The organism is Roseiconus lacunae, from assembly GCF_008312935.1.
In the GTDB taxonomy this organism is placed as follows: domain Bacteria; phylum Planctomycetota; class Planctomycetia; order Pirellulales; family Pirellulaceae; genus Stieleria; species Stieleria lacunae.
Map to the genome: position 1 here is coordinate 377,091 of NZ_VSZO01000053.1, position 12,568 is coordinate 389,658.

General features: G+C 55.6%; 8 protein-coding genes. 4 read left to right on the top strand and 4 right to left on the bottom strand.

Annotated features, from left to right (window positions below; all coding sequences use genetic code 11):
* Positions 1-490: 490 nt before the first annotated feature.
* The gene (locus tag FYC48_RS24465) at positions 491-3,514 is read right to left on the bottom strand and encodes a secretin N-terminal domain-containing protein (protein ID WP_149499408.1); all 3,024 of its coding nucleotides are present in this window, start codon (positions 3,512-3,514) and stop codon (positions 491-493) included.
* Positions 3,515-4,019: 505 nt separating this feature from the next.
* Here FYC48_RS24465 and map point away from each other — a divergent pair.
* The 4 genes from map (at position 4,020) to FYC48_RS24485 (ending at position 7,928) form a co-directional block, all read left to right on the top strand.
* Positions 4,020-4,826, top strand: a complete 807-nt coding sequence (gene map, locus FYC48_RS24470; protein ID WP_149499409.1) for a type I methionyl aminopeptidase — start codon at positions 4,020-4,022, stop codon at positions 4,824-4,826.
* Between the two features lie 497 nt (positions 4,827-5,323).
* Positions 5,324-6,145 carry a ThuA domain-containing protein gene (locus FYC48_RS24475; protein WP_315853788.1) on the top strand — a complete coding sequence of 274 codons (822 nt, stop codon included), beginning with the start codon at positions 5,324-5,326 and terminating at the stop codon, positions 6,143-6,145.
* A 275-nt stretch (positions 6,146-6,420) separates the two neighbouring features.
* Positions 6,421-7,134 (top strand): hypothetical protein, encoded by a 714-nt coding sequence (locus tag FYC48_RS24480; RefSeq protein WP_149499411.1) that lies wholly within the window; start codon positions 6,421-6,423, stop codon positions 7,132-7,134.
* 227 nt (positions 7,135-7,361) lie between these two features.
* Complete coding sequence (locus FYC48_RS24485) at positions 7,362-7,928, top strand: hypothetical protein (protein WP_149499412.1); 567 nt, start codon at positions 7,362-7,364, stop codon at positions 7,926-7,928.
* A gap of 823 nt (positions 7,929-8,751) precedes the next feature.
* On the opposite strand, the gene FYC48_RS28200 is transcribed toward FYC48_RS24485, so the two are convergent.
* The 3 genes from FYC48_RS28200 to FYC48_RS24500 form a co-directional block, all read right to left on the bottom strand.
* Complete coding sequence (locus FYC48_RS28200; RefSeq protein ID WP_200836693.1) at positions 8,752-9,549, bottom strand: tetratricopeptide repeat protein; 798 nt, start codon at positions 9,547-9,549, stop codon at positions 8,752-8,754.
* Positions 9,550-10,079: 530 nt separating this feature from the next.
* Positions 10,080-11,711 carry a S41 family peptidase gene (locus FYC48_RS24495; RefSeq protein WP_149499413.1) on the bottom strand — a complete coding sequence of 544 codons (1,632 nt, stop codon included), beginning with the start codon at positions 11,709-11,711 and terminating at the stop codon, positions 10,080-10,082.
* A gap of 36 nt (positions 11,712-11,747) precedes the next feature.
* Positions 11,748-12,554: a 3-keto-disaccharide hydrolase gene (locus tag FYC48_RS24500; RefSeq protein ID WP_149499414.1), complete on the bottom strand. Its 807-nt coding sequence runs from the start codon at positions 12,552-12,554 to the stop codon at positions 11,748-11,750.
* Positions 12,555-12,568 lie beyond the last annotated feature (14 nt).

Genomic DNA, 12,568 nt, shown 5'->3' on the forward strand with positions numbered 1-12,568 from the left:
GGCTTCGTCGTTGATCCCGTCGTCGACGCATTGGACAAATTACCGGGGATGTTGATCGATCAGCTGAAAGTCGCGCGGGGCGTGGGAATCGAGTTTTTTGTCTCAGCTACCCGCCCGCGGGCGGTCGGCAAATTTCATCGGCCGGCAATGCTAGCCGCGATCGGCTCACAGTGTCCCTATCGGCATTCATTCAAACGCTTCACCCATACCCGGGCGAACCGTTATCGATGCCCTGTGTTTTCATTCCCTGCGGCCTCGATGCGCAATGCCAAACTTGGGGCAGTACCATTTAGCCTGTGTCCTCACCGAACGGTATCCTTGTCAGCGACGGCGCGGTCGATCGCTGGCGGTGAGGAGGAGACTAATGCTCCGTCATGACTCAATGGTTTGGTTTCCGTTCATCAGTCGAGGGGCGTTCGCCCCGGTTGCCGCACCGAAACCGTGGCAAACGCCATGCGGCTGATCCCAATGGCGACAGTTGACGAAAGTGTTAGCGACCGCCACGTCCGCCGCGATCACCGCCGGGACGACCACCGCCAAAGCCTCCGAAGCCACCACGGCCTCCGCGATCGCCTCCTCCGCCGAAGCCACGGAAACCTCCGGGAGGTCCGCCGCCGCCGCTACCAAAACGTGCTCGCAAAGCTTCACGCATTCGTTCGGCCGCGTCGTTGTTGTCGCCGCCACGATCGTTGTTTCCTCGGTCAGACGATGAGGTCGAGGACGAGTCGCTAGATTTATTGTCGGTGGGAACTTCCAGCATCGCTGATAGCGCTTCGACAACCTTATCACCATTAACTTTTCCGCTTAGCGAATAGACAACCATCTCTTTCTCGTTGACTTTACCGGCTTGGTCTAAGCTTTCGACCAACGCCAAGATCTCCTGGAAGTCTTGGTTGGTGGCGGTGACGATAATCGAGTTGCTGGCGGTGTCAGCCGAAACCGTGATCTTCGTTCGCTCGCTTGTCGGGGTTTCATTGCCGCGTCCGCCGCGACCGCCGCCTCGAAACGCTGCGATTAAATCTTGCGGCGACGGAGCACCACCACCCCGGCCGCCACGTTCACCGCCGGTGTTTTGGTCTCCATTTCCCATTCGATCCGCGTAGACTTCCTTGACGATCTTGGCCACGTCGGTTGCGCTGACGTACAGCACGGGGATCATGCGTGGCGTCGCGGTCAGTTCAATTTTTTCGGGGCTCTCCTGTCGGTCGATCTTTTCCAAGATCATCTCGATCAACTGCATGTCAAAATCATTCGCTTGAATGAACAAGGCATTCAGTCGCAAATCGGGAACGATACTGACGCTGCCCGTCGTTGTGAGGACTGACTTGGTCGACGATTGCGATCCGCCGCCTCCGCCACCGGCAAGTCCCATGAGGCCACCGAGCATACCGCCGCCCAGTCCGCTCGATAGTGTGTCGGTCAGTCCGCCCGAGGTATCGCTTCCACCGAGGATGCTGGCGACGAGTTCTGATGCAACGTCAGCTTGGATGTACTTAAGCCAAAAGATGGTTGGCAGTTCGCTACCCGATCCCATCGGGCCAATTAGCTGACTGAGTAATTCTTCGAGTTCATCGAGAGCTTCGGTGTCATCCGAAGCGATACGGATGCCGTCGGCAGTGACCTCGATCAAAATGTCAGCCGGCGGTTTCTGTCCGGCCTGCGTAAGCTTTTGTCCGGCCTGCGTAAGCGTTTCGGAAGCTTCGGTCGCCCCTTCATTTGCTTTCGATTCGTTCTCTGCCGATACCGCATCGGCGCTTGTAGCGGCGCTTGTAGCCGGGGCTTGGGTGAGGTAATAGAATCGCCGCGAATCGAGCAACGAAGCGTCGATATCGACGGCCGGTCCCGCTTCGGGTTCGGATCTCAGTTGTTCGTCGAAACGGTCGTCGTCAGGGCGATCGATACGTCGTTCGCGAATTCCGCTCCCAGCACCGGAAGAGCCTGGGGAAACGACTCGGATGGAGTTTTCCCGTCCGGTCATTCGCCAATAGAGTTGAAGTTGACGCAAGGCATCTTCCGCTTGTGTTCCCGAGAGTGGAAGCAGGCGTACTTTTCCGCGAAGAATACCCTCGCTACTCGCACCATCAAGCTCATCGAGCAACCGCGCGACTTGGGTAATTTCGTCGGTGCTACCTCGAACCCAAAGTTTGCCGGTCGCGGGGTCCCCGTCGACTACCGGTCCGCTGGGGTTTTCCTCGGTGATGCCGAAGTACTTGTTGATCGTTAACAAGGCTTGAGCGGGATCGATGCGTTTAAGCTGGAAGACGCGGAAGTCTTCGCCGCTGCCTTCCATTTTGGCGATCACTTGGTCGATCTTGTCGTGAACGGCGGGTGTCGCGTAAGCCATGATCGACGCGGTCGAAGGTTCGATCGCGACGCGTGTGTTCGGTTCATCTTGCAGCAGAGTTTGCAGTACGTCAAACACGGCGGCGACATCGGCTACACGAACGAAATGGGTTCTAAATTCGGGCTTCGCCGTTTCGCCCATTTCGTCATCGTCGGAACCTTCGAGTGGCTGATCGGCTTTGGAAACCAAGTTTTCGAGGATGCTGACTTTCGATGGCAGCCCGGTCGCGTAGATTCGGTCACCGTAAAGGCCAACGGAGATGCGGATGTCGTCGTTGGAGTTTGCGCCCGCTTCGAGTCCAAGCAAAGGACGAGCGGTTTGCAAGATTTCTTCGGCACCACGATGAGCCAACTTGATTTCGTGAACTTCTTGGGCGCTCTGTTGGATGACTTCACGGATCGCGATCAGTTTCTCGGCGCGTTCGGTGATCTTCGCTTGGCGCGCGCTATCTAGAATAATGACGCGTCCCCAGGGACCGATCAGTTCCGGCAACTGCGTGCGGGCTTCGTCGGGCGTCATGCTGCCGAGTGGAAACACCGACGTCACGATGTCGCTTTTTCCGCGATCCTCCAAATTGCCAGGGCTGACCAATTCGGCGAGTTCGCTGATCAGCTTGTTGGCGTTTTCCATTTCCAGGTCGATCAAAAACAGCATCCGTCCCCGGCGAACCAAGGCATGGCCGCGGTCGAGCAGCAATCGATTCAATAGATCGAGCGCTTCGTTGAGTGTGTAAGTTCGAGTTCGGTCGATGAACGAGACTGTCCCCGGGGGATAGCGATCGATTTGCAGCGACAAGTCGCCTTCGGTGGCGAGCCAATCTAAGACATCGTTCCAGCTCGCGCCGGTGAAGTTGAACCGTAAACTCGACTGTGGAGGCTGATTCAGTTCGTCGAGTAGGATCCGAGCCGCTTCGTCTGGCGTCACGTCTTCGCCACGCCTCGAAAATTCACCCCCTTGATTGTCAGAAGGAGAGGTGGCTTCGGAGGCAACAGCGTCGTCGGATTCATTCCCATCCGATTCCTCAACGGCGCTCGATGCGGTCGCTTCATCGGACGCGTCTTGGGCAAATGTGGGAATCGGCAAGAAGCAAACACCCAGAATCGCAGCCACGCGAGCGGCGTTGGCCCATTCGGCAGCAGAAAACCGGCTCGATAGTCGGGGGATACGCATGCTTTACGGTCGAATAAATAGAAAGACTGATAAGTGGATGTCCTGTCGCAGCGGCTCGTCCGGTGCGGCAGTGATGTCGATATGGAGGCAGTGGAATTCGTTGCCGAACCCTTCTCGCCTGTTGATCTAACCTCGGGTGTAATCGAGGGTTCCTATCGTTGGCGGGGGATTTTGGGGGAATAGGCGGTTTTTTATCAATTTTGGCATCGAAAAAGGGAGCTAACTCCGGTTTCACTTCTTCGAACGCCTTGTTGGCCCTGCTACGATACGGCGCTTCTGATTTCCGGATCACGGACCTCGTAATCCCGCCACGCAATCGTTCGCATGCGGTTGACCGGCAAAATCGGACGGTGACGAAGCGGATTTGTAGGTATCGACGTGCCTCCCGGTTGTCCGCCTTCGGCATCGACCCCCAATTCAATGGCAGCCCATTAGATTACGTCATAGTGTAATCTGGACTGCGAATAAGGAGCGAAGCCGGAATTAACAAAGGATGATGACAGGAATGCTGCAAAAGCAACGCAAACTGATTCTTGACGCGACGGGACGTGACGCCATGCGACGCGCCGGTCGAGTGAACGCAATGTTGATGGACTACGTCCGCCCCCACATCAAGGCTGGGATCACCACGGGGGAAATCGACGAAATGGTTCACCAATGGACCCTCGATAACGGGCATCGAGCGGCGACTCTGGGGTACCAGAATTACCCCAAAAGCTGCTGCACCAGTCGTAACGAAGTGATTTGTCATGGCATTCCAGGCGAGGAAAAACTGGAAGACGGTGACATCGTCAACATCGACTTGACCACCGTCGTCGATGGATGGCACGGCGATCAGAGCGAGACGTTTTTAATCGGCAAGGTCAGCGATGAGAAACGCGAAGTCACGCAGTGCGCGTTTGATTGCATGCACCTGGCGATCGATGCCCTCTATCCCGGATGCTCCGTTTCCACGATCGGCGAGACCATCGTTCCTGAGGCGCATGGACGTGGTTTCAGCGTCGTCCGCGAATACGTCGGACATGGACTTGGAAAACAATTTCATCTTGATCCCTCGATCCCGCACTACCCTAATCGCCAAAGCCGAATCGATCGACTGTATCCTGGGATGTGCTTTACCGTCGAGCCAATGATTAACGCCGGCACTCGCTATGCCCGTTGCGATAAGTCGGATGGTTGGACCGTTCGAACCAAAGATGGCCGACCTTCGGCACAGTTTGAACACTCGGTGTTGATGACCGAGGACGGTCCCGAGATCTTGACTCAGTGCCAAGACGGCCCGCACAAGGGCCACGAATTCAAGTGCGACTAGCACCGCGTCTTAAGACTCACCGAAAAACGGTGATGAATGCGAGTCGGCTGACCTTAGCGTCAGATTGAACCACTGTCGCAATGACGCGTTTGTGATCGAGTGGAACGAGCGGATGTCGTCGAGGCCTTTTCAATTGGGCTGTCGTCGCCGCCCACTCCGTAAAAGCCGCGTACGCAAACGTTACCGTCGGGGAGCAAATGGCGACTCGGTTCGTCGCACTTCTGAGTAGATCGACAAACCTTGGAAAGTTTCGATTGGTCCGCTCGCATGGAGGAAGGCCTTGGCGGACACAGTGTGTTTCAGCAGACACAGTGCGTTTCAGCAGACACAGTGCAACCTGAACGACGATTGATCACGCTATTCAATGTCATCGTCGGTGCGATTGTGCGGCCCGTCGATTCGCGACCGGCTACAATTTTCTTTCCCACCTTGAACTCTCACCACTCATGAGTCCTATTCCGATGCGCTCCCTTTCTCGATTGCTTCCGCTACTGGTGATGTTGGCTTTTGCGGTGAACACGTTTGCCGCAGAAAAGAAACTGAAGGTTCTTTTGGTCGCTGGTGGTTGTTGCCATGACTATGAAGCCCAGACGAAGCTGCTCAAAGACGGCATCGAGAAAAGGATTTCTGCGGACGTCACCGTGGTATTTAATCCCTCCAAAGGCACGAACACGCGTTTCGAAATCTACGAATCCGATGATTGGGCGGAAGGATATGACGTGGTCATCCACGACGAATGCTCCGCGGCGGTGACCGAAAAGCCGTATGTCGAGCGAATCTTGGCGGCCCACCAGTCAGGCGTTCCCGCCGTGAATTTGCATTGCGCAATGCATAGCTATCGTTGGGGTGACTACCGCCAACCTGTTGCCCCGGGCGCCGACAACGCGGGCTGGTATGAAATGATCGGAGTGCAATCAACCGCGCATGGACCAAAGACACCGATCGATCTCAGTTTCGAATCCGGCGATCATCCGATCGTCAAAGGCTTGCAGCCATGGAAGACCATTGACGAAGAACTTTACAATAACGTCCAGGTATTCTCGGGGACGTCGGTCCTTGTTCGTGGCGATCAGGAGCAACCGCCAAATCGCCGACAGCTAAAACAAAACCCCGATGCGAAGCCAACCAAGGCGACCGCGGTCGTGGGATGGACGAATCTTTACGGTCCCAAGGAAACGCGAATCTTCAGTACCTCGCTGGGCCATCAAAACGGAACCGTCAAAGATGATCGTTATTTGGACTTTGTCGTCCGCGGATTGCTTTGGGCAACCGATCATCTTCAAGATGACGGATCGCCAAGCGACGCGGTTGCAAAGTAAGCGAAGTCCGAAGCGGCGGTCAGGAATCATCAACGCTGGCATCGGCGAACCGTTCCACCGGAACTAGACAGCACTCAGAGGGGCCTTTTCATGAGGCCCCTTCTGTTCTTCACAGCCCGCTCTATTTCTGAAAACTAATCGCTTGGTCGAAGCGATTGTTGAATCGTCCGCGTCGCGGGATAATGCTGGATTGTTGATTGGACGGAGGATAAGATTCCGTCTCCGCCGTTGGCGTGCAGAATGCGTTAGCTCACTTTCTTTCAGGAGTTGCGTGTATGTTCAAGCGTCTTCGTTCTTTCGCTGGATTTGCTGTCGTCTGGTGTTCATCGGCCTGCTGGGCAGATGTTGTTACCGAGTGGAACTTCGAGGACACACTTCTACCTGATGTCGGTGTCGGATCTGTTTCACTTGTCGGTGGGACAACCGCGATGTTCGACAACGGTCCGTTCGGCGGAAATAATCGGGCGTGGTACACCACCAATTACGCACCTCAAGAAACTGAATCGGGTCAACGAGGGGTGCAATTTCTCATCGATACCACCGGTTACGCAGAGATCCAAATCCATTGGATATCGCGAGCCAGTGGCGATCAATCGAACTGGTATCAGATCGAAACCACAGTTGACGGAGGCGTGAATTGGCTCGCATTTGAAGAAAAGGAATATGGATCATTCGATACCTTCGAGTTCATCGGAGCCGACCTCTCTCACGTGTCGGGATCAAGCGATAATCCCGGCTTCGGAGTCCGATTCACTGCGATTTTCTCACCATTGGAATTCGTCTCGAATGGGATTGCGTTTGGCCCGAATCAGGCCTACGAACCTGCCGACTCGGTATCCGAACTCTCAGCCTACAGCCCTTTGGGGCATTATGGTTTCGATCAGTTGGTCGTCTCCGGGACGGCAGTTCCAGAACCTGGTGCATGCGCAGCCCTTTGGTTGACCTCATCGGTGCTCGTTGCTCAGCGGCATCGTCGACGCGCCGTCTAGGGATTATTCAGAGACGCTGATCTGACCGCGCTCGTGCTTCGTGCCATTTGAAAAGACGGATGTGAGTCACCAACCGACGGGCGTTGCCGCGGCTTTTGTTCGGAAACCGTGGCTAACGCCATGCGGCTAATCCTGATTTCAAACGTTGACGAAACGATCGTGCTTCGTTCCATTTGAAAACATGGGTGGTCAGTGAACTCGATTATTCTGGAAGCAGCACAAGCACTATGTTTGACATCGAAGGGTCAAGAGGCGAATTCCTTCGGCTTCTCGTCGAAATGGGGGAGGAACCGGCGTTTGTCGGACGCGTGCGGGCACCCGAGTTGGCACTGCGATCGCTGCTCATCCGATGCCAGACGTATCGCGATGAACTGCTCCTCTGGCCGCGCAGGCATTTTTATGTTTTACGGAAGCTGGTTGCTGGAAAATGGTGGCGTCTTGACTCCTTCGTTTCTGATTCGGATCCGCGAGAGCGGTTTGTGAAACTGTCGGAACAGTTGCCGCCTTTGGAGACCGATTTTTCACCTTCATTTTTTCTGACTCATCGTTCGGCCCTGAAGGCGTTTGTCGAATCCGCCAAACGCTTCAATTCCACGTGGACTGACTTTTTAGCGTCGGATGTTCTTGATGAAGTCAATGAACGAAGGACTGAGTTCAATCGGTACTACAAGATCGAAAGGGAATGCGCGATGGGAAACGCTGCCCTTGGATTGAAATTCGCACCGCTTCCCGTGCTCGACCCTCAATACCTGGAGACGCGATTCCCGCTGCTAGATGTCCCAACAATCGGCTAAACGCCGGCTGCAACCAGCGGCTCCGCGTAGAGCTCAGTTCTCGTACTTGATCCCGGCAGACCACCGGCGTTGGTCCCGTGAAATCCGTAATCTGCGGAAACGATCACCACCGACCTTGCTCGATGCACAGAACAATGGCAGTTGACCGGAAAGATGCTCATCACGTGAGCATTCGTGAGGGATTCCAGCTTTTGGTTGCTGAACTTGTGATCATTTGTTGAAGAGTTTTTGAGGACTCAAGCGTCAATCATGCCACCGAATCCCTGCGCAGTGCCGTGATCTTGCACCGTTAAGCGGATCTCCCCTCTACTTCTTGAGATCCCGATCGTGGTTTGGCATCGAGTTTGCGAAGTAGGTACGGACAAGGGAGGAAAGTAAGGAGACGCAATTACTTCACGGATGATCGCTCGAATTGTAACGGGGAATTGCGATTCGAGCCGCAGATAGTGTTGCTTGGACTTGTCCTTGCTCACTTGATGTAATGGCTTTCGAGTCGGGTGATCTGGTTCCGGTGCCAGATCACTCGACTCTGCCATGCCTCTGCTCACCTGCTTGAGCAACCATCGTGGTGAACCGGCTTTAGCTACTGTTTCAGTGCAGCAACCGGTGCCAACGATCGTCGGCTGATAAGTCGAACCAGAACCACTTATCCTATCGGCGCACGCGAGTTTTGGTCCCGTTCAATCTTAGGGTTGACCGTTTAGCGTTAGCCACGGTTGTTGAGAAGTAACCGGATTCAGCAATGCCGTAACAAAAAAACGCCCGGCGGATACCGGGGCGTCTGACGTGTCAGTGTACGGGAAGGCGCTCGGGTGCGGCTGTCCTAGAACGGGTCGCCAAACGGATCGTCGCCTCCGGCAGCTCCGCCACCGAACGGGTCGCCACCGGCGTCTGAACCTCCGCCTCCGAAGGGATCACCACCGGCAGGAGCTGAGCCTCCGAACGGATCGTCGCCAGCCGGGGCGGCACCGGCGGCTCCGGCAGCAGCAGCCGGACCGGGGGCGGGAGTTTCATCCTTGAAGGGGTTGCCGACAACATCCTTTAGTACGTCATCATTCTGGACTTCAGGATTACCAGTAGCGACGTCATCGGCAAAGGGGTTGTCGACCTTTGGGTTAGCCGGCGCGGTAGGTGCAGGGGCTGCACGATTTGCAGCCGGTGCCCGACCGCCAGCGTTAAGTTCATTCATCCGAGCATTGGAGCGTTTGGCAGCCTTTGTCATTGCCTCCAAACGTGCTTGCTGGCGGATTTGCTCAAGCTTTAGACGAGCCGAGCCTTGAAAACGAGACAGCGAACGCCCGACATAGTAACCGCCACCGTAGGCCGCTTCGAGTTCGGCGCCTTCTTTCCAGTCAGCCTCGGCTTGTTCGGGGCGGCCTTGGAGATGGGAGACGATGCCACGGAAATAATAAGCCCTGGGGTCTCGCGTGCCGCCGTCAATGGCCGAAGTCAGATTGTCGAAAGCATCGCTGTAGTTTCCGGCGTAATAAGCATGAACGCCACGCCCGTAGACTTCGGCGAGAACCGATTGGTTTTGGGCGAACACTTCTTGGTTCACCATGGCGGTTCCTGAACCGAGAACCGCGGCAAGAGTTGCCAATGAGAGCAAACGTCGAGACATTGCTTGTGGATCCTTTTTCCCAGTGCGAACGGGCAAGAAGTTCAATTGCAAAAGATAAGCTTCGAAGCGGAGAGCTGTAGGATAATTGTCTCGCTACCGATGGGCAAACGGTTTCAGTCAGAGAAACACGCGTTCATAGAGCAAGTACCACCCGACTGGGAGTGCTAGTTCCGCCCTTGTGAGCCCCGCGATCGGGCGGATTGTATCGCTTGTCGCGATCACTCAAGGCGTCGTGCTATTCGTTTCAACTGCGACGTAGGTCAATTGCGACGCAGGAAACTTGGTGCCGTCATACTTTTTTGACGGAGTGCACCTCGAAATTCCAGTTGGCGGCTGTCACTGCCACCCGGTGGCGAATCATCGCTGGTCAATTTGCCATCCTTCGAATAGCAATCTTGTTGGCCAGTGTTTCGTCACCCTTCGATTTTAGGATAGGCCATATGGCATGAGCCACGGTTTCGGTGCAATCGCCGGGGCTGACGGCCCGTCGGCTGATGAGCCGAACCCGAAGATTTAAGATGGTCGAAGCATTAGGGTGTAGCACGATTTTCGTCGAGCGACCGTAGAAGCGCCCCGACCGCGGCCCGCAGCGGTGGATCGTAGTCCAGATCGGTAGGGCCGAGTTCGACATTTTGTTTAGCTTGGCCGGAAATCGAGGTCGTCTGCGACGCGTCAGAGTCGACAGAGCGATCTTCGATTTGCCGATCGATGTGATTGGCATTTGGAACCGCAATCGTGCCGCTGTTTGGGGGCGTCTCGGACGCCTCGGCATCCCCTGTGGCAGGATCTGGATCGAGTGCGTCGGGAATCTCCTCGCGTCGACCGTCGTTTTCCGGAGCGGGCGGGTCTGCTGTCTCAATCGCGGGCACCGGTTCAATCGCGGGAACAATTGCCTCGTTTAGCTCTGCATCGGTCGCCGGGGGGCTATTAATTTGCATCCACTGCCGATCATCGAGGTCGGTGAGCAGCGGGTACGACGCTTGATCCCATCGCACCGCCAGCGTGCGTAGCTGGGAAGGTGTCATCGGCACGTCAAAACCCTTTGTCGGGCGAACACCCCAATCGTCGTCTTCACCGGCGTCAGCGTCGCGATGGATATTGCGATTATTGGGGCGGTAGTACTTGGCTACAGTCAGTCGCAAGGCACTACGGCCGTATTGCAGCGGCTTGATTTCCTGGACAGTACCTTTGCCATAGCTTCGAGTCCCCGCGATGATCGCGCGACCGTTGTCTTTAAGGCTCGCCGCAACAATTTCACTAGCACTGGCAGAATTTCCATTGATCAAAACGGCCACGGGACGATCAGGCGCGACAAGGACGTCAGGGTCGGCGTTGTAAGCCTTTTCGAGTTTGCCACCACGGGTCCGAGTCGAGACAATGGTGCCTTCGGTAAGAAACATGTTGGCGACATCGCGGGCGGCGTACAGTAAGCCGCCACCGTTGTCTCGCAAGTCGAGGACCAGTGCCTCAAAGTCATTGTCCAATTCGGCGAGGACGGCTTCGAGTTCACGAACCGTTTTTTCACCGAAGCTTTTGAGCCGAACGTAGGCGACCGCTGGATTCGATTTCAGACGATAAACCCAACGATTGTCGGTGTCGCGGTGGTCCCCAACGACCGACTCCAATTCGATCGTCGCCCTCCGCACAGTCATCCGTTGTACGCTCATCGTTTGCTGCCCATCTTCTCGGGCAACGACTAAGTCCACCGTTGTTCCTGGTGGGCCTTTTAAGCGATTGCTGACATCGGGAAGTTTCATTGCCGAAACGTCGACGCCGTTGACCCGAATGATTTTGTCACCGGGAAGCAAACCCGCACGCAGCGCCGGTGACCCGACCAAGGGAGTGATCACGCGGACCGGCTGGGTTTCATCTTGCTGGCTAACCAGGATACCGATGCCGGCAAACTCCTGATGCATGCTGTCCTGGAATGACTCATATGCATCGACAGCAAAGTAACTGCTGTGTTCGTCCAGGTCGCCGACGACTCCCAATATCGCCGACGTCAACAACTGTTCTCTGTCGATCGGGTCAACGTAGTGCCTCTCGATCAAATCAATCGCTTCGCCGACGATGCTGGCGGTCCGCATTTTTCGATACTGAACGTGGCACGCCCAGGAAATCACAAACGCGAACAGGATGATGTTGAAGTTGCGCGAGGGCATATCAGACCTAGGACGCAGCGAGCGAGAATGGTTGGATCAATGATCGAGGACCATGATCTCGACCGATTTAAAATCGCAGGGATGACTTTCCGATTGGAGCGAGATCGTCCCGCCTTCGAGCAGTTTACCACCCTGCTTCTCGATGAGCATTTTTGAGTGTTCATCGGCATCGTCGAGCTGTGGTTCGGTGTATTCGAGCACCGACTGATTGTCGATTAAGTGACGAACGAGCTTTGACCCACGAACTTCGATTTCGACCGTCACCCAGTCCTCACCGTGGAAGGTCTCCGAATTCGATTTGGTGCAGTGCGGTCGATGAAGTTTGCCTTGATAGACGACATTGGTGCCGGGGGTGCAAAGGTTCGCATTGGTGCGATCGTCTTTGCCGTTACCGCCAAGCAATTGGACTTCGATCGAAGCTGGAAAGTCTTGGTCGGTCGTCATCGTATCAGGCGACTCACCGTGTACCATGATGCCACTGTTACGGGTCGCCCATCCGGGCCCGCCGTTGGCTTGTTCGCCGACGAAGCGATACGTGACACGGAATCGGTAGTGTGAGAACGGTTGGTCATAAAACAAATGGCCGAACCGTTCGTCGAATTTGGGATAGGCGTCGTCGTCGTAGCGGACTTTCAGCAAGCCATCTTCGACGCGGAACGTATTGCCGTAGTTCTCGCCCGCTTCGTGATAGCGAATCTTTGGCGTCCAGCCTTCGAGGTTTTTGCCGTTAAAGAGCGAGACCCATTTGCCGACCGGAAATTCGTCTCCGAACGTGACCGTGGTCGAGGTAGCGAGGGCGACGGCTAGCAGCATCGCAAAGAGGCAGAGGGGGCGCGCTTTCATATTCCAATTCGTTG